An 18,291-nucleotide genomic window follows, 5' to 3' on the forward strand; every position below is an offset into this window, starting at 1 on the left:
GGATCATAGTAGCCCCTCCCCTGAGCCGTTTTCAGATAACCCAATAGTTCCTTTAGATTTCGCCCTATGCACCGGATTGCCGCGACGCCCGGCGGCTGGAACAGCGCCACTGAAGGCGTCATCGTGATCCAGCAAAGCCCCGCCCCGATTGTTTTACTGACCGCCGCCGATACCGAGATTCAGGCGCTCAGCCGGGGTTTACCTGACCTGCCGCCCGACTTTAGCCCGGTGCGTGTCGTTAACCTGCTCCAGCTCCAGCAGCAGCTGACCATCGATGCCTACGCCGAAACGGTTTTAAGTCAGGCTCGGCTGATCATTTTGCGCATCTTAGGCGGCAGGGCCTATTGGCCCTACGGGCTGGAGGTAGCTAGGGCAACCGTGGCTGAAACCGGCGCGGCGCTGGTGGTGCTGCCTGGCGATGAGCGGCCAGACCTGGATCTGATCAGCCATTCCACCCTGCCTCTGACAGCGGTGAATCAGCTCTGGTGCTACTTCAATGAGGGTGGCCCCGATAACTTGCGCCACGGGCTGATGTTTATCAGCGATCGCGCCCTCCACTCCCACTACGATCCCCCATCCCCACAGCCCGTTCCCCGGCTGGGACCCTACAGATCCGCCGCTCAGCCGCCGGCTACCGCTAAAGCTGCCATCCTGTTCTACCGGGCGCACTATCTAGCGGGCAATACCGCTGCAATTGACGCCCTTTGCGACGCCCTGGCCGAGCGGGGCATCACGCCCGTTCCCCTATTTGTGTCTTCCCTTAAAGATCCCGATATTCAGGCAGAGCTGATCGATTTGCTCAAGTCCGAAGCGGTCGAATGTCTGCTCAATACCACCAGCTTTGCGATCGCACAGCTGGACTCGGACGCCCCCGGCCTCTGGCAGACCCTGGATTTGCCGGTCCTTCAGGTCATCCTCAGCGGCGGTCCGCTCGATCAGTGGCAGCGGCAGCCCCAGGGCCTCTCGCCTCGGGACATCGCCATGAACGTGGCGCTGCCGGAAATTGACGGTCGGATTATTACCCGCGCCGTGTCCTTCAAAGCCCTAGCCCAGCAGCATCCGCAGCTGCAAACCGACGTCGTCACCTACCAGCCGCAGCCCGACCGGGTTGCCTTTGTGGCTGAGCTAGCGGCCCGCTGGATTCGGCTAAAGCAGACGCCGCCGCGCGATCGCAAAATCGCCCTGATTCTAGCCAACTATCCCAACCGCGACGGCCGGCTGGCCAACGGCGTCGGCCTGGATACGCCCGAGAGCTGCGTTCAAATTTTGGCAGCGCTGCGGCAGGCCGGCTATCGGCTGGATCCGCTACCGACCTCGGGTGACTGGCTAATTCGCTGGCTCACCCAGGGCCAGACCAACGACCCGGAAGGTTTTGGCCTGCGCCCGACTCGGCAGCAGCTCGCGATCGCGGACTACCAGACCTATTTTGACACCCTGCCCGCCGCCGTCCAGCAGGGCATCAGCCAGCGCTGGGGCGCTCCGACCGACTGGCAGGGGCTCGATCCGCGCCAGCTGGAATCAGCCGATCTGCCGATTCCCGGGATTCAGCTCGGCCATATTTTTGTCGGCATTCAGCCCAGCCGGGGCTATGATGCCGACCCCAGCCTCAGCTATCACGCGCCGGACCTGGAGCCAACGCCCGCCTATCTGGGCTTTTACCACTGGATTCGGACAGTCTTTCAGGCCGACGCCATCGTCCATGTCGGTAAGCACGGCAATTTAGAATGGCTGCCGGGCAAGGGAATCGCCCTTTCCGAAAGCTGCTACCCGGAGGTGGCGCTGGGACCGATGCCCCATTTCTATCCCTTCATCGTCAACGATCCCGGCGAGGGCGCCCAGGCCAAGCGACGAGCCCAGGCCGTCATCCTCGACCATCTGACGCCGCCGCTCACCCGGGCCGAGCTTTACGGTCCGCTCCAGCAGCTCGAAAATTTAGTCGATGAATATTACGAAGCCCAGAGCCTGGACCCAACTCGGCTGCCGCTGATTGGCGATCGCATCTGCCAGCTGCTTCAGGCGACTCAGCTCCAGCGGGACCTGAACCTGGAACCGCCCAGCCGCGAGCAGCTGACAGACTGGCTGCCCCAAATTGACGGCTATCTCTGCCAGCTGAAGGAAGCCCAAATCCGCGACGGGCTGCATATTTTTGGTCAATGTCCCAGCGGACGACAGCTGCGGGATTTAGCGGTCGCGATCGCGCGCGCCCCCAGCCGCACCCATGGCGGCCTCACCCGAGCCGTTGCCGCCGCCTGGCAGCTCGACCTCGACCCGCTGAACGCTGAACTCGGCCAGTCCTGGCCTGATAAATGGACCGATAAAATAAGTCCCAAACTGCAAAGCTGCCGCACCGTTGGCGACGTGGTCGAACAGCTGGAAGCGGAGGCCGCTCGCTGGGTAGAAGCCTTGCTCCAGAATCAGACTGAGGCGCTGCCGGATCCCCAGCCGCCGGTTCTGGACTGGATTGCCGCCTGCCTCCTACCCGCGCTGAAGCAAACTACGGACGAAATTGCTCACCTGCTGCGCGGTCTGAACGGCCAGTACGTACCCAGCGGTCCGGCGGGAGCACCGACCCGCAACCGGCCCGAGGTGCTGCCGACGGGACGAAATTTCTATTCGGTCGATATTCGCGCCATTCCTACCGAAAGTGCCTGGGACGTAGGCCGCCGGGCTGCCGAATTGCTGGTCGAGGACTATGTCCAAACCCAGGGCGACTATCCCCGTACGCTGGGCCTGTCGATGTGGGGCACCGCCGCCATGCGCACCGGCGGCGACGACCTGGCTGAGGCGCTGGCCCTGATTGGCGTTCGCCCGGTCTGGGATGGCCCCTCGCGGCGAGTGGTGGACTTTGAGATTCTGCCGCTGGCTGTCTTGGGCCGCCCCAGGGTAGACGTGACGCTGAGAATCTCGGGCTTTTTTCGCGACGCCTTTCCCAACCTGATCGACCTGTTTGACCAGGCCGTGGCCGCCGTCGCCGCGCTGGATGAGCCGCCCGCTCAGAATCCGCTGGCCGCCCAGGTGCGGCAGGAAACCGCCGACTGGCAGGCCCAGGGGCTAAGCCTAGCGCAGGCCGAAACGCGATCGCGCTATCGCATTTTTGGCTCCAAGCCTGGGGCCTATGGAGCTGGCCTCCAGGGCCTGATCGACGCCCAAAACTGGACCGACCAGGCCGACCTGGCCCGGGCCTACCTGAACTGGAGCGGCTATGCCTACAGTCGCCAGGGCAACGGTCGGTCTGCACCCGAAGCCTTCCAGCAGCGGCTCGAAAAAATGCAGGTCGTCCTCCACAATCAGGACAACCGCGAGCATGACCTGCTCGACTCCGATGACTACTACCAGTTCCAGGGCGGCCTGACGGCGGCGGTGAGGACGGCTTCGGGCCAGTCGCCCCAGGTCTATTTTGGCGATCACTCGCGGCCAGAAAATCCCCAGGTGCGATCGCTAGCCGCCGAGATTGCCCGGGTTTACCGATCTCGGGTAATTAACCCCAAATGGATTGCAGGCGTCATGCGCCACGGCTACAAGGGCGCATTCGAGATGGCTGCAACGGTGGACTACCTGTTTGCCTACGATGCCACCACCGGCTGCGTCGCCGACCATATGTATGAGGGCGTCGCCCAGGCTTACCTGCTCGATCCCCAGGTGCAGCAGTTTGTGGAGCAGGCGAATCCCTGGGCGCTGCGGGATATGGCCGAACGCCTACTCGAAGCCCATCAGCGGGGACTTTGGAAAACCGGGCCGGCCGCCCTGCTCGATCAGCTCAGGAGTCTGGCCCACCAGGCCGAAGGCACCATCGAGAGCCAGTCTGCTCTGTAGAGCAAACCTCAGGCGTGAAGCGCCGTCCACGGTTACAGAGACCTATTGGTCCTCACCCTGAATCTCTCTCCCTGGGGAGCGGGACAAAGTTTCAGTCCTTCCGGCTCCCCTTCTCCCTACTTGGGAGAAGGGGCTGGGGGATGAGGGCCACCCAGGTTCTGCACCACTGGGATGCTCTCCCAGTCATTTTCCAAATGTAGCCTCAATCGCTACATTGCGATCCGGTGCTCTATTGATAAAATGTCGGGGATCGTTGCCCCTGGTCCTCCGAGGAAAACCCATGCCGACTGCCCCCGCCGAGCCGATTCCGGCTGAAGTCGTCCAGCAAATTGCGGATTACTTCAGCATTCTCAGCGAGCCCATGCGCTTAAAGATTCTCAATCTCCTGCGCGATGGCGAAAGATGTGTTCAGGATCTGGTGCTCGCCACCCAGACCAGCCAGGCCAATGTCTCAAAGCACCTGAAGGTGATGCTGCGAGCCGGTATTTTGACCCGTCGGACTGCGGGTACCTCTGCCTTTTACGGCGTTTCCGATCCCCTCAGCTTTCAGCTTTGCCATCTGGTGTGCGATCGCATGGCCAGTCGGATTGAAGAGCAGGCCCAATACTTTCGCTCTTTCAGCCTGAATGGCTCGGGTGAATAGACCCGGTCAGGGCGATGCGGTGACGCTGGGCTCCACCCTGAGCCAGAGGGACAGCTCCAGCGCCTCCGGCTGCACCTGCAGCTGCAATATCCGCGCGGTCACGCCAGCGGTTTCCAGTGCTTTTAGGCTGAGCTGCTGATTCACACTGTTCAGCAGCGGCTCAACCAGCTGCGGCGGCGCGGCGGCGCCATCGACGGTGAGGGCGGGCTCAGTCAGCACCAGCTGATGGCCGTTCGTCATGCCTAACCCGGCTGCTGCAACAATCGATAGGCGGTTATCGAGCACCTGGTCCTGAAGGTCGAACGCGATCGCAATTCGGTTATTCTCCAAAAACGTAATTTGCGGGTTGCGCAGCTCGTAGCGGTCGGCTTCGCGCGACTGCCCCGCCGGAAGCCGCAGCTGAATCTGGCTCAGCCGCTCCCTCGTCTGCGGCGAGACCAGAAATCGATTCAAATCGTCAGGCGTCAGCACCACTCGCAGCGCCCCCTGCAAAGGCCGATCGAGTACGACCCGACCCTGCCGCAGCTGGCCAAAGTTTAGATCAATCGGGTCGGTTTCCAGCTCGGCCACCGCAATCCGCAGCTCTGGCACCGGCGAGATGCCCCGCCCGGCAATGCGCACCCGCTCTACCTTGCCCTGCAAGACCTGAAGCGGCGGCGCATTGTCAATGCGAACCGCCAGGTCTTCGGCTCCGAAGATGCGATCGCGAATGGCATCTTCAGCCAACTGATCGAGCACTATCCCCACCGGCGAGACAATTAGCAGCAAGCCCGATAGCAGCAGCGTAATCAGTTCCATCATCAACCCAGTTGACCCTGCCCAGTATAGGGCCTGCGCGCCCAACTCAGTCGGGCTGTTCAGCGGTCTGAGCACAGGCTAGAAGCCTTTAGCTTACCCTGGTCAAAGCCATGCCATCAGCCCCCACGCTTGCGCTATGACTGGACTCACCAGCTATCACCTCAAGCTCATTGCTGCCCTCACCATGCTGGTAGACCATATTGGCGTGGTGTTTTATCCCGATCTGGTCTGGCTGCGGATGATTGGACGAGTCAGTTTTCCGCTGTTTGTCTGGCTGCTCGTGCAGGGAGAAGCCCACACCAAAAATATTGGTCGCTATGGGCTACGGCTCGGCCTGCTGGGGCTGGTTTCCCAGCCAGTTTATCAGATGGTATTTGATACGGCCCAGCTGAACATTTTGTTTCAGCTGCTGATTGGGCTGGTCTGTTTACGAGCGGCGCGACAGCGACCAGAGCTGATGCCCCCCGTCTGGATAACAGGCGCGCTAATCGCTGAGGCGTTGCCCATCAGCTACGGCGGCTATGGCATAATTCTGATTTTGCTCACCCGCTACTTTCGTCCCAATCTGCCATGGTGGCTAGCCTGGGTTAGTTTTCATCTCATTTGGACCGGAATTGCCGGGCCGTTTCAGCTGCCTGCCATCGGCGCGCCGCTGCTGTTTATGGCCTTCAACGGACAGCGCGGTCCCCAAGCCCGCTGGTTTTATGGCTTCTATCCGGGCCATCTGGCACTGCTGACGCTACTGCGTGGTTAGGTTTCCGCTGCGTCGAATTCAACCCTGCCCAAGGCTTGCACCAGACCCACAGCCTCATTCCAGCTAATATTGCGACGAACCAGCTCCGCAAAATGGCATCGAGGGTGTTGCGATGCTGTTTATTCATATCCTTACAGCACCGTGCAATAGTACGATAGGCATCTGAACTGATCCCGATGAATTCGACTGACGCAGAGCTTCTCCAGACCCATCCTCGCTTTCAGGTTGGGGCGCTGACCGTTCAGGTCTACCCCACGGCGACGGCGCTGGCGGCAGCGGCAGCCCGGCTGGCAGCTGAGCAGATGGCCGCCTGTCTGGAAAAGCAGACCTTGGCCACAGCGGTTTGGGCGACCGGGCGATCGCAGCTGGAATTCTTAGACCAGCTCACCCAGCCTTCGGCCCTCGACTGGTCCCGGGTCGTCTGCTTTCACCTGGATGAGTATCTGGGCCTGGACGCTGACCATGCCGCCAGCTTTCGCCGCTATCTGCGCCAGCGGCTGGCCGACCGGGTGCAGCCGCAAACCTTTCACTACCTAGCTGGAGATGCGCTGGAGCCGATTCAGGAATGTCAGCGCTATGAGGCGCTGCTGCGATCGCGCCCTATAGACCTCTGCTGTCTAGGCGTGGGTGAAAACGGCCATCTGGCCTTTAACGACCCCGGCGTCGCCCGCTTTGACGAGGCCGCCTGGGTAAAGCTAGTGCGGCTCGACAGCCGCAACCGCCAGCAGCAGCTCAGAACAGGTCATTTTACTAGCCTAGCCGACGTGCCGAAATATGCCTTTACCCTCACGCTGCCCGCCATCTGCAGCGCCCGGCGGATTCTCTGTCTGGCCTCGGGGTCACACAAGGCGAAGGTCGTCCAGACGCTGCTGCAAGCCCCGATCTCTGCCCGCTGCCCGGCCTCAGTACTGCGCCAGCAGCCCCAGGCCATCCTGCTGCTAGACGCGGCGGCGGCGGCCCAAATTACGCCCCCCAAATTACGCCCGGGGAATTAATTGTCAGCAGGGCCAAACTAGGATTTTTTTCGGGTCACCCGCCACCAGGGATGGGAAGCCCCCTGCTGCTGAACTCTACTGAGCTGCTGAAGCAGCCGCGTCCGCTCGCCCGGGGTCAGACCCCAGAGAATATGGCGGCTCTCGCTCATCAGCAGGGCCAGGGTCAGCCCGGCACAGAGCCCGAGCCCGAGGCTAGCTAGGCGATGGTAGACCAGCGCAAAACGCACCGCCGTCCAGGTGAAATACTGCGCCCAGATGGCATATTCTGCCCGCAGGCTCCAGAGGCTCCAGAGGCCCACCGTTAGCCAGAGGCCCAGGTTCAACCCCCACCAGTATCGCATCGTCTGCTGGCGGAGCGCTTCCAGCGCCTGCTCGGTTTCAAAATCGTCTAAATTGGAGGGCGGTTCGGTCACGGCAGGTCAGACCGGTTCTGAGGAGTCAGGAGGATCGGAAGCGGCTGGGCTGCCAGGCCGATCGGCGCGCGATCGCCACCAGGCCAGCAGCGTACTGGCAATGAAGATACTGGAATATGCCCCAGCGATAAAGCCCACAATCAGCGCCAGCGCAAAAAACTTCAGCGATTCGCCGCCAAACAGCACAATCGAGGCCAGGGTCAGGGTGGTTGTCAGCGTGGTATTGATAGAGCGAGCCAGGGTCTGGTTGACGGCGTCATCCACTACGTCATTCATTTCCCGATCGGGCGTGCGGCTCAGGTTTTCGCGAATGCGATCGTAGATGACGACGGTGTCGTTGACCGAAAATCCAACGATCGTCAGCAGCGCCACGATGAACAGGCTGTTGGCCTCAAAGCCCACCGTCAGCCCCAGAATCGAGAAAATGCCCAGCGTCACCAGCAGGTCGTGCAGCAGCGCCACTAGGGCCAGGAGGGCATAGTCGAGCTGAAAGCGAACGCTGAGATAGACCGTAATTCCAGCAAAGGCGACGATCAGCGCCAGCAGTCCGGAAGTAAACAGCTGCTGACCCAGCACCGGCCCAACGGTATCGATCTGGATAGCGGCCGGATCAAACTGGCCTAGCTGGGCTTCAAGCGCCTGCTGAAGCTGGCTGCGCTGACCGACGTCGAGGTCGCCTGCCCGCACAGACAGCGTTTGCCGGTCGTCGCCTAGCAGCTGGAGGCTGCTACTGCCCAAATTCTGAGATTCCAAGACCTGACGGACTTCGGTTAAATCAATCGGGCCGTCACAGTTGTCGGGAACGCTACAGTCCAGCGACACCTGCAGGCGAGTGCCGCCGACAAAGTCAAGGCCGGGCCGAATTGGGGCCTGGAACTGCTGCCAGGACAGCACCATCGATCCAATCCCAATCAGGATCAGAATGCCAGAGATGACCCACCAGAGCCCCCGTTGCTGAATAACCTTAAGTTTCATGACTGCGATGTGGGCTGTGGATTAACGGTTGAGAGACCTGGGCAAAACAGAGCAGGGCGGCGGAACTGGGGCATACCGATGGTGAAAAACAGCAGTGCCCGGCTACAGGTGACGGCGGTAAACATGCTGACTATGACGCCGATGGCCAGGGTCAGGGCAAAGCCCCGAACTAGCCCAGCCCCCAGCCAGAAAAGCGCGGCACAGGCAATCAGCGTCGTCACGTTGCTGTCGAGAATGCTCGAAAAGGCCCGATAGAAGCCGGACTCGACGGCGCGATAGAGAGTTTTCCCAGCCCGCAGCTCCTCGCGGGTGCGCTCAAAAATCAGCACGTTCGCATCGACGGCCATGCCAATACTGAGAATAAAACCCGCGATTCCCGGCAGAGTCAGGGTGACGCCCAGCAGATTATAGGCGGCCCAGGTCAGCAAGGCATAGACCAGCAGCGCCAGGTCGGCTAAAACCCCTGGCAGCCGGTAGTAGACCGTCATAAACACGAGCACCAGCACCAGCCCAAAGGCCGCTGCGTAAAGGCTGCGCTGGACGCTGTCACGGCCCAGGGTGGCGCCAACGGTCCGATTTTCAACCACTTCTACCGGCAGGGGTAGCGCTCCCCCTCGCAGCTGAATTTCCAAATCGCGCGCCGTCTCGGCGGTGAAGTTGCCGCTAATCTGAGCGCCGCCGCCAACAATCCCGGTCTCGGCGTACTCGACATCCACGCCGGGATCGCTGAGTAAGACATTGTCGAGAAAAATGCCGAGACTGCGTCCGGTGCCGGCGATATTGCGGGTGAGGTCGGCGAACAGGTCGGCGCCTTCGTCATTGAACTCAATCACCACCATCCATTGATTACTAGCGGCCCCGACCGGCTGGGCGATCGCGTCTCGCAGGTCGTCGCCGGTCAGCTGGGAGGGCTCAAACAGCTCCGCCAGGGCGCTGCGAGTGCTGGCGATTTCCGCTTGGTTGGCCGCGATCGCGGCCTGATCGTCGCTGCCTTCCAGCAGCGTTTGCTGCGCCTGCAGGGCCTGTAGCCGTCGCTTGATTTCGGCTAGGGCAACTTCGGTACCGGGCCGCTGGGAGCGAAACTCCAGCTGGGCAGTGCCGCCCAGCAGCCGCTCGGCCTGCTCCGGGTCGCTGATGCCGGGCAGCTGCACCAGCAGCTGGTCCTGACCGACGCTCTGCACCACCGACTCGGAAACGCCCAGGCCGTTGACCCGGTTTTCGATTACCCGCTGCACGGCAGCCAGGTCGCGATCGCTGATTTGCGGTACCTGCTCGCTGGTCTGCACCTGGAGCGTCAGCTGCGAGCCGCCGCGCAGGTCTAGCCCCAGCTGGGTGGGAATCTGGACGATCACGACCACCGCAGCGATCGTCAGCGCGAGTACGGCAGCCAATATCAGACGTTGTTTACCCATAGCGGCCCAAAGGAAATTAGACGGACGGTTACGCGAATAGGCGTCAAAGCCCATCGCCGAACATTACCAGACCTATATTAGCGGTCTGGCTCACCCATTTGCTCCGTAGGGACGCTTGAGCTAGGCGGTCAGAGCGCTAAACCTGAAGCTGCATCATCTTTTCGACGGCTTCCTCAATCTGCTGAGGCTGGACGATCGTCAGGCTTTCCAGCCGTCCGTTATAGGGAGTAGGGATGTCTTGGGAAGACAGCCGCAGCACCGGCGCATCGAGTTCGTCAAAGAAGCGATCGTTGATCGAAGCGATAATTTCCGCCGCGATACCGCCGGTTTTCATACATTCTTCGACGATAATCACCCGATGCGTCTTACGAATCGACTGACCCAACGTATCGTAGTCAATCGGCTTGAGCGCAATCAGGTCGATCACCTCGGGGTCAAAGCCCTTCCGCTCCAGCGGCTTGACCGCCGCCATGACGTGGTGACGCATGCGGGAGTAGGTGATGATCGTCACGTCCTGGCCCGGTCGTACCACCTCGGCCCGGTCGAGCGGTACCAGATATTCTTCGTTCGGCAAATCTTCCTTCAGGTTATACAGCAGCACATGCTCAAAAAATAGCACCGGGTTGTCATCACGAATCGCTGACTTGAGCAGCCCTTTGGCGTTATATGGCGTTGAGCAGGCCACAATCTTTAGCCCGGGGACCGCCTGAAAGTAGGCCTCCAGCCGCTGGGAATGCTCGGCCCCCAGCTGCCGCCCCACCCCACCCGGGCCGCGGATCACCAGCGGAATCTTAAAATTGCCGCCGGAGGTATAGCGCAGCATGCCAGCATTGTTTGAAATCTGGTTGAAGGCTAGTAGCAAAAAGCCCATATTCATGCCTTCCACAATCGGTCGTAGCCCGGTCATCGCCGCCCCGATCGCCATGCCGGTAAAGCTATTCTCGGCAATCGGCGTATCGAGCACCCGCAGCTCGCCGTATTTGCCATGGAGGTCCTTCGTCACTTTGTAAGAGCCGCCGTAGACGCCGACATCTTCCCCCAGCACCATGACGGTCTGATCGCGCCCCATCTCTTCGTCAATCGCCTGGCGCAGCGCGTTAAACAAAAAAGTTTCTGCCATGGTTTCAGTGGGTTAGATGTTCAGAACGGAGAGAAAACTAGTCTTCGGCAAAAATATAGCGATACAGCTCGCTGGGGTCGGGCTCAGGGCTGTCCTGGGCAAAGCTGAGGGCGTCTTCCACCACGCCTTCGATCTTCTGACGGATTGCCTTCAGCACTTCGTCATCGGCCAGATTCTGCTCTATCAGGTAGGCTTCAAATCGCTGAATCGGATCGCGGGACTGCCATTTGGCTTTTTCGTCAGCCGATCGCAGCTCGTCTGGGTCGGCCAGCGAATGACCTCGGAAGCGATAGGTGAGGCATTCGATCAGGGTGGGGCCTTCGCCCGCCCGGGCCCGCGCGATCGCCTCCTGGGCCACGGCCCGCACCGCCAGCACATCCATGCCATCGACCTCGATCCCCGGCAGGCCAAAGACGCTGGCCTTGCGATAGATCTCCGGCTGGGAGGTAGCCCGCTCGTGGGCCATGCCAATCGCCCACTTATTATTTTCCACCACGAACAGCATCGGTAGCTTCCACAGCGCCGCCATGTTTAGACATTCAAAAAACTGGCCATTATTGGTCGTACCGTCGCCAAAGAAAGACGCGGTCACCTGGTCAGCGGCATCGTCTCCCATCGTCTCGCGCCGGTAGCGGCTCTGGAAGGCGGCGCCTAAAGCCACCGGAATGCCCTCGCCGATGAAGGCATAGCCCCCCAGCAGATTGTGCTCGGCCGAAAACATATGCATTGAGCCGCCGCGGCCCTTACTACAGCCCGTTTCTTTGCCAAACAGCTCGGCCATGACGCTGCGGGCGGGCACCCCGGCGCTGAGGGCATGGACGTGGTCGCGGTAGGTGCTGCCCACATAGTCATCGTCGCGCAGCGCCTTAATCACGCCGGAAGAAACCGCTTCCTGCCCGTTGTAGAGGTGCACAAAGCCAAACATTTTGCCGCGGTAGTACATTTCCGCACATTTATCTTCGAAATAGCGGCCCAATATCATGTCTTCGTAGATCATTAGGCCCTCCTCAGCTGAAATCTGAGCCGGGGGCGACTGAAATGTCGGCAGCGTCCTTTCCTGAACCATTGACCTGGCCTATCCTTGCAGCAATGCCTGACGTTCTCCTCGCTTTCGAACCGGGCTTGACCCCAAATCCTAATCAGCGGAACAACTAAGCTGAATAATATCGCGAAATATAAAGAAAAATTTACCTGAAAGTGGCTTGACCCGTTTAATCTGTTTTAAAGTGCGTTTTCAAACGGGTGGTGCCGTAGGGCTCGAAGCGGTTTTCCCCAGTGCCGCTGACCCAGTGCCGCCGCCCCAATGGCCCTTCGGCAGGCTAGACGCAGAACGAATCTGGGTTTTGCCGTAAACTAGATAAAGACCAGATAGAGACCAGGCCAACTGTGCGGGTTTAGGAGCCTCACATCCCATTTCTGCCGTAACCGCCCCCATTGTTACCCCAGCCGACTGTTCTGAAAAGCTTTTAGTGAACTGAGCGCTGATTGAGCTGATTTGAACACTTTTGGGCTGACTGACTTGATAATATGGGCAACCCATACCGACTAACCATGCCGACTGGCCAAAATTGGCCCAGTCAGGGGACTTGAAAGCTAGCCCAATTGCTAGGGATGTGACTGTGCGAATTCCGCTAGACTACTACCGAATTCTGGGATTGCCAATCCAGGCAACGGCTGAGCAGCTGAAGCAGTCGCACCGCGATCGCATCCTGCAGCTGCCTCGTCGCGAATATTCCGACGAAGCGATAGCAGCCCGTAAACAGCTGATTGACGAAGCCTACGCAGTTCTGTCCAATCCGGAACAGCGAGTTGAGTACGACAAATACTTTTTGGCCGGGTCACAGCGGCAGCCCTCTGAATCGGTGGGGCTGCTCCAGTCTGACAGTGGCAAGGCCGCCGATGTCTATGCCCCCACGATCAAAATTGAGCCGCAGCTGCTGCCGGGGGCGCTGCTGATCCTGCTGGAGCTAGGGGAGTATGAGCTCGTCATTCGGCAGGGGCGGCCCCTCATTAGCAGCCATCAGTCCAGCGCTAAAGCCGGCCTCGCCGCTGCCCATCAGCCCTTGGGAGACCCTAACGGCGAGCTATCTGACCTAGTGCTGACGGTCGCGATCGCGTATCTGGAGCTGGGTCGCGAGCAGTGGCAGCAGCACCAGTATGAAAATGCCGCCGAGTCTCTGGAGGCTGGCCGCGATCTGCTGATGCAGGAAAATCTCTTTCCCCAGCTGCGGGCCGAAATTCAGGCCGACCTCTACAAGCTGCGTCCCTATCGCGCCCTCGAGCTGGTTGCCCTGCCGCTCGAAAAAAAGCTAGAGCGGCGGCAGGGCATCGCGCTGCTCAAGGCGATGCTGCAAGATCGGCGCGGCGTAGACGGGGTGGAAGACGATCTCTCGGGGCTAGACGTTGACGATTTTTTGCGCTTTATTCAGCAGCTGCGCGGCTATCTGACCACGACAGAACAGCAGGAGCTATTTGAAGCCGAAGCGCAGCGGCCCTCGGCGGTCGGCACCTACCTGGCGGTCTACGCCCTGATTGCCCGGGGCTTTGCCAACCATCAGCCGGCCTTGGTCCGCCGAGCCAAGCAGATGCTGCAGCATCTGAGCGAGCGGCAGGACGTGCATTTAGAGCAGGCCGTCTGTGCGGTGCTACTAGGCCAGACCGAAGCCGCCAGCCGAGCCTTAGACCTGAGTCAAGAATATGAGCCGCTGGCCTTTATTCGGCGGCATTCTCAGGGTGCGCCCGACCTGCTGCCGGGGCTCTGCCTATATGCTGAACGCTGGCTCCAGCAAGAAGTTTTTCCCTTCTTTCGTGACTTAGACCAGGTCACGGCAACGCTGAAGGACTATTTTGCCGATCGTTCAGTCCAGAGCTATTTGGAAAATATGCCGCTGCAGGAAGAGACTGCGGCAGTGTGGTCCGGGCGGCAGAGCTGGTCCGACCCAAACCTGGCAGCTGCCTCAGCGAGCACTGCAGCCAGTGCAGGGGGAGCCGCCGCTTTCCCGCTGGGGTTATCGCGCTCGTCTGCGACAGCGACCCATTCCAGCAATGCTGCGGCTACCGCCACGGACGAACGGGCCTATGGCGAGTCGGCCCGTGATATGGCCGAGCGGATTGCCCAGATGTCTCCAGATGGGCAGCTACAGCCGCTGGGAACCAATGGCACAGCCCAGACCTCCGTCAGCCCGACATCCAGCCTGACCACGACCCCCTCAACGCGACGGAGCCGCCGCTCACCCCACTGGGGTCGATTGACCCTAGTCGTTCTGTTAGGGCTGTTGGGAATTGGTATTCTTGGCTTCCTATTTGCCCAGGTGCTGAGCTGGCTGGGGGGAGCCTTCTCAGGGCCGCGATTGCAGGGTGAACCGCTGTCTATCGAGCTCGGCGAGTCTGTGCTTGACCCCGCCGAGCTCGAGGTGGCAGCCGCAGACGATGTCCGCAGCATTGCCGAGCAAACGATTGAGCGCTGGCTGTCGGCTAAGGCGGCGGCCCTTGGCCCGGACCACGATACGAGCCAGCTGGAGGCCGCCCTGGCTGAACCAGCCCGCGATCGCTGGTTGGAACAGGCCCGGACCGCTGAGCAGCAGGACTGGTACGGAGAATATACGCACAGCCTGGAGATCCTCTCGGTAGCGCCGGAAGACCCTAGCGCTGGCCGCCTAACGGTACAGGCACAGGTGAACGAGGCCGCCCGCTTCTTCCAGTATGGCGAGCCTGACCAGGATGCCTCCTACAGCGATACCCTGACCATGGAATACCAGCTCACGCGCCAGGACGATCGGTGGCTGGTACAGCAGTTCTCCCAGGTTAACTAGCCGCATTAGCGACCTGATTTTGGCATACTGCGCCAATCCATTCACAAATGTGTTTTGATGAAAGTCTGCCGAATCGCCGCTAGAGAATGACCGTAAAGCGTCCACCCGATCCCTCCGCGCCGCTGCTGCTTGACCAGCTTAGCGCCCCTAAACTAGCCCGCGATGAATGTCCTCGGCGGGCTAAAACTCAGATTGATCTAATTTTACTCGCGATCGAAGCGCTCGACCTGAGTGGTTCGGAGGCGATGCTGGCCGCCGCTCGAGAGCTGGAGTTACAAAGCGTGATTGGCGGCCGGGTTGGGCTCTGGCGGCTGCGCGGCAGCAATCCGCTACGGCGGTTTAACCAGCGGCGGCCGCTGAGCCTAGATCAGGCCAAAGCGCTGGTGCTGATTGCCAGCTACCTTTCCCGGCGACTGACGGTGATCATCCGACAGCTGCTGCTAGGCTACCAGCAGCTCAGCGATCAGCAGCTATCGGTCGAGCATCACCTGCGACTAGCGGACTATCTCAGCCGCTTTCGCGCCCACTTTCGCGCCCGTATGAATGCTAAACGCGCCTCTGTCATGGCCTACAGCAGCGATGAAAAACTCAATCAGCTGGCGCTCAATCTGCTCATGCAGCTGCTGTTTTGTACCGGCACCTCGGGTGCTCAGCGGCTCTGGAGCAGCCTATTTGACGGAGAGGTGGCATGACGATTCGACGTCAGTATCAGCTACCGAACTGTAGTTTGATTTTAGAAGGGTTGAGCACTGAGGCCACTGAAACCGCGCAGCCGCTGATGACGGTGCTGGTGAATGCAGAATGCCATATCGTCGGCCTTGAGAAACCGCTGAGCGGCGGACAGCAGTTTTTTGAATCGCTGGTGCGAGCGGTGAGTCAGTACGCCCAAGAAGTGCTCAGTGGCTATTCCCACAGCCAGGCAAGGGACCAGAACGCCCCCGTGCGGCTACAGCCGGGAGAGGGACCCTATCATCGCCTCCTGGTCCAGCCCGAAGGGGCCGACGCGAACGCTTTGCAACGGGCTGACGCGCATCATTCTATGGTCATTCAGCTGTCTACCGTCCAGCTATTTGATCTGGTAGAAGCGATCGATCAGTTCTGCGACGATCGGCAGACCCTACCCCAGCTGAATCCCGAAATTGTACCGCTGGCCCGGCGCTATACGAAGCCGACCGAGCCGCTAGCCCAGCGAACGCTGCCGGCCACTCTAGGCATTGGCAGCCTGGCCGTCGCGGCTGCGGTCTTTGCTTTGCTACCGCTGCCCGAAGCTCCCCGACCTGCCGAAGAGCGTCGCCTAGACTCGACAACGGTGCCCGAAACGGAGGCCGAAGCCGAGCCTGAGCTTGAACCGCCGCCACCAGCGACCACAGCTGAGGACATTGCCCGCCTAACGGAACCCCCTGAAATTACCGATCCGACCGTTGTCTCAGATTTGCAAGCTGAGCTCGCTGCCCAGCTAGAAGCGGTCTTTGACGTCGAAGCTGAATTTGACCAGCCGCTGGTCTATCGGGTTGCCGTTACGGCCAATGGCGACATCGTGGGCTACCGCTATGACAACAACGCGGCGCTGCGCCATGTCGATCAGACGCCGCTGCCCCAGCTGACCTACGTTCCGCTGGGTGAAGCCGAGGTCGAACCCGAACCGGTCGCCCAGTATCGCGTTACCTTTACCCCTGAGGGAACCGTTGATGTTGCCGCTTGGGACGACAGTCAGGCTGAGTCAGCAGCGCCAGTCACCTCGGCAGCGGTATCCACCGCAGCGCCAACGAATGCAGACCTGAGCCAGCCCATTGCCAGCGAAATTGAAGATTCGGGGCAAATCATGACGCTGAATGAGCAGCTGCGGCAGCAGATTGTCGAGCAGCGATCGCAGCCGCTGCCGGGTGAAGACCTGACCTATCGAGTCAGGCTTGCCGCCGATGGCACCGTGGTGGGCTATGAGCCCGAGGGTAACGCGGCTCGGACGGCAGCGGCTAAAACGCCGCTGCCCGATCTGGTAGCGGCGGCCCCGACCGATCAGCCCCAGCTCGACTTTCGCCTAGTGTTTACGGAGCGCGGGGTGGTTGAGGTCAGCCCTTGGCGGGGTTGGCCGTAGTCCAGCGCAGCTGCTTATGAAACTGGTATTCTTTGGTACGCCGGCTTTTGCCGTACCCAGCCTACACCGGCTGCTGCTACAGACTGACTTTGAAATAGCTGGTGTCGTCACCCAGCCTGACAGGCGCCGCGGTCGAGGCGGCCGGGTGACACCTTCAGCCGTGAAAGCGGCAGCCATGGACGCAGGCTGCCCAATCTGGCAGCCCCAGCGGATTAAAAAAGATCCTGACACTTTACAAGCACTCCAAATTCTCCAGGCCGATGCCTTTGTCGTCGTCGCCTACGGCCAGATTCTGTCGCCTGAAATTTTGGCGATGCCCAAGTTTGGCTGTATCAACGCCCACGGCTCTCTCCTGCCCAAGTATCGCGGGGCTGCGCCGATTCAGTGGAGCCTGTTCCACGGCGAGACCGAAACCGGCGTGACGACGATGCAGATGGATGCGGGTATGGATACGGGTCCCATGCTGCTGCGGTCAGCGCTGCCCTTAGGGCTGCTCGACAATGCCTGGCAGGTCGCCGACCGGCTCGCTGCCCTCAGCGCTGATTTACTGGCCGACACCCTGATCAAGCTCTACCAGCAAAAACTGCGGGGTGTGCCCCAGCCAGAGGCTGAAGCCTCCTACGCGCCGCTGATTCAAAAAGCAGACTATGAGCTGGACTGGCGACGCGGCGCGATCGCGCTCCACAACCAAATTCGCGGCTTCTATCCCAACTGCATCACCCAGTTTCGCGATGGGCCGCTCAAAATCAGCGAATCCTTCCCGCTCGAATTCGCCGCCGCATCCCAGCTGCCCCCCGAACTCGACGGCCTAGCCGCCGCCTACTCAGCCCTAGCCGAACTAGAACCCACCCCCCCCGGCACCATTGCTGCCCTGCTCAAAGGCTTCGGCCCAGTCATCTCCACCGGCCAAGGCCCGCTGCTCCTGCGGCAGGTCCAACCCACCGGCAAAAAAGCTCAGTCCGGCTGGGACTTCGTCAACGGCCACCACCTCACCCTCGGCGAAACCCTGGGCTAGCTGCGAGGACAGGGAAACCCTTGCCCCTTCCCTCACCCCTCTTTACTCTTCCCTTCATAAAACCGACACCCCTCACAAGGCCCCTCCGGCTTCACCGCACAGCGTAAAATCTCCGAGCGGGCATTGTAAACGCAGGCAGCATCGCCCACCACCCAGCGACCCTCAACAAAGCTGCGTTCCGCCGGGATCTGCGCCGTTTGCACGTAGAGCGCCACCTTGTGCAGGCGATACTTATTGGCCTTGAGCTGATAGCGGTGGCGACGCTCCAGCACCGCATAGGTCTGCCCCTCGTAGTCGAGGTAGGCCCCGGGCTGAGGCTTGTGGTCAAGATATACCTGACCCAACGGCTGACGCGAGCCGTTGAGAATAAGCTCCGTCGGAAGAGAATCGGACTCCATAAAAAATCGCTAGAAAAACTCGCTAAGTGATACAGACTACTTTATCCC

At 60.6% G+C, this 18,291-nt stretch carries 16 protein-coding genes; 9 read left to right on the forward strand and 7 right to left on the reverse strand.

What is annotated here, in order from left to right; translation table 11 throughout:
- Positions 1–66 precede the first annotated feature (66 nt).
- Together cobN and IQ241_RS17010 are read left to right on the forward strand one after the other, a co-directional pair.
- The gene (gene cobN / locus IQ241_RS17005) at positions 67–3,813 is read left to right on the forward strand and encodes a cobaltochelatase subunit CobN (RefSeq protein WP_193909401.1); all 3,747 of its coding nucleotides are present in this window, start codon (positions 67–69) and stop codon (positions 3,811–3,813) included.
- 280 nt (positions 3,814–4,093) lie between these two features.
- Positions 4,094–4,456 carry an ArsR/SmtB family transcription factor gene (locus IQ241_RS17010; protein ID WP_193909403.1) on the forward strand — a complete coding sequence of 121 codons (363 nt, stop codon included), beginning with the start codon at positions 4,094–4,096 and terminating at the stop codon, positions 4,454–4,456.
- Between the two features lie 6 nt (positions 4,457–4,462).
- Here the strand turns inward: IQ241_RS17010 and IQ241_RS17015 are convergent, their stop codons facing one another.
- Positions 4,463–5,329 (reverse strand): LmeA family phospholipid-binding protein, encoded by an 867-nt coding sequence (locus IQ241_RS17015; protein ID WP_322743686.1) that lies wholly within the window; start codon positions 5,327–5,329, stop codon positions 4,463–4,465.
- 61 nt (positions 5,330–5,390) lie between these two features.
- Here IQ241_RS17015 and IQ241_RS17020 point away from each other — a divergent pair, with 61 nt between their 5' ends.
- Both IQ241_RS17020 and IQ241_RS17025 read left to right on the forward strand, forming a co-directional pair.
- A complete protein-coding gene (locus IQ241_RS17020) occupies positions 5,391–6,008 on the forward strand; it encodes a TraX family protein (RefSeq protein ID WP_193909405.1) in 618 nt (205 codons plus the stop codon).
- A gap of 176 nt (positions 6,009–6,184) precedes the next feature.
- Positions 6,185–7,003, forward strand: a complete 819-nt coding sequence (locus tag IQ241_RS17025) for a glucosamine-6-phosphate deaminase (protein WP_193909407.1) — start codon at positions 6,185–6,187, stop codon at positions 7,001–7,003.
- A gap of 17 nt (positions 7,004–7,020) precedes the next feature.
- On the opposite strand, the gene IQ241_RS17030 is transcribed toward IQ241_RS17025, so the two are convergent.
- The 5 genes from IQ241_RS17030 to pdhA form a co-directional block, all read right to left on the reverse strand.
- Entirely contained in the window at positions 7,021–7,416 is a 396-nt protein-coding gene (locus IQ241_RS17030) for a hypothetical protein (RefSeq protein ID WP_193909409.1), read from the reverse strand.
- A 6-nt stretch (positions 7,417–7,422) separates the two neighbouring features.
- A complete protein-coding gene (secF, locus tag IQ241_RS17035) occupies positions 7,423–8,391 on the reverse strand; it encodes a protein translocase subunit SecF (protein ID WP_193909411.1) in 969 nt (322 codons plus the stop codon).
- Positions 8,388–9,803 carry a protein translocase subunit SecD gene (gene secD / locus IQ241_RS17040; RefSeq protein ID WP_193909413.1) on the reverse strand — a complete coding sequence of 472 codons (1,416 nt, stop codon included), beginning with the start codon at positions 9,801–9,803 and terminating at the stop codon, positions 8,388–8,390. Before secD ends, secF begins: the two co-directional genes overlap by 4 nt.
- A 136-nt stretch (positions 9,804–9,939) precedes the next feature.
- Positions 9,940–10,923, reverse strand: coding sequence for an alpha-ketoacid dehydrogenase subunit beta (locus IQ241_RS17045; protein WP_193909415.1), 984 nt, complete (start codon positions 10,921–10,923; stop codon positions 9,940–9,942).
- Positions 10,924–10,960: 37 nt separating this feature from the next.
- Complete coding sequence (pdhA, locus tag IQ241_RS17050; RefSeq protein WP_193909417.1) at positions 10,961–11,989, reverse strand: pyruvate dehydrogenase (acetyl-transferring) E1 component subunit alpha; 1,029 nt, start codon at positions 11,987–11,989, stop codon at positions 10,961–10,963.
- A 160-nt stretch (positions 11,990–12,149) separates the two neighbouring features.
- Here pdhA and IQ241_RS26025 point away from each other — a divergent pair, with 160 nt between their 5' ends.
- The 5 genes from IQ241_RS26025 to fmt all read left to right on the forward strand — a co-directional run bounded on the left by IQ241_RS26025 (position 12,150) and on the right by fmt (position 17,845).
- Complete coding sequence (locus IQ241_RS26025) at positions 12,150–12,275, forward strand: hypothetical protein (protein ID WP_265579909.1); 126 nt, start codon at positions 12,150–12,152, stop codon at positions 12,273–12,275.
- A gap of 267 nt (positions 12,276–12,542) precedes the next feature.
- Positions 12,543–14,735, forward strand: a complete 2,193-nt coding sequence (locus IQ241_RS17055) for an IMS domain-containing protein (protein ID WP_193909419.1) — start codon at positions 12,543–12,545, stop codon at positions 14,733–14,735.
- 86 nt (positions 14,736–14,821) lie between these two features.
- Entirely contained in the window at positions 14,822–15,427 is a 606-nt protein-coding gene (locus tag IQ241_RS17060; RefSeq protein WP_193909421.1) for a DUF3038 domain-containing protein, read from the forward strand.
- Positions 15,424–16,830: a DUF4335 domain-containing protein gene (locus IQ241_RS17065; RefSeq protein ID WP_193909423.1), complete on the forward strand. Its 1,407-nt coding sequence runs from the start codon at positions 15,424–15,426 to the stop codon at positions 16,828–16,830. Before IQ241_RS17060 ends, IQ241_RS17065 begins: the two co-directional genes overlap by 4 nt.
- 16 nt (positions 16,831–16,846) lie before the next feature.
- Complete coding sequence (fmt, locus tag IQ241_RS17070; RefSeq protein WP_193909425.1) at positions 16,847–17,845, forward strand: methionyl-tRNA formyltransferase; 999 nt, start codon at positions 16,847–16,849, stop codon at positions 17,843–17,845.
- Between the two features lie 32 nt (positions 17,846–17,877).
- Here the strand turns inward: fmt and IQ241_RS17075 are convergent, their stop codons facing one another.
- Positions 17,878–18,243 (reverse strand): DUF6464 family protein, encoded by a 366-nt coding sequence (locus tag IQ241_RS17075; RefSeq protein ID WP_193909427.1) that lies wholly within the window; start codon positions 18,241–18,243, stop codon positions 17,878–17,880.
- Positions 18,244–18,291 lie beyond the last annotated feature (48 nt).

This window comes from Vasconcelosia minhoensis LEGE 07310 (genome assembly GCF_015207255.1).
Lineage (GTDB): Bacteria > Cyanobacteriota > Cyanobacteriia > Phormidesmidales > Phormidesmidaceae > Vasconcelosia > Vasconcelosia minhoensis.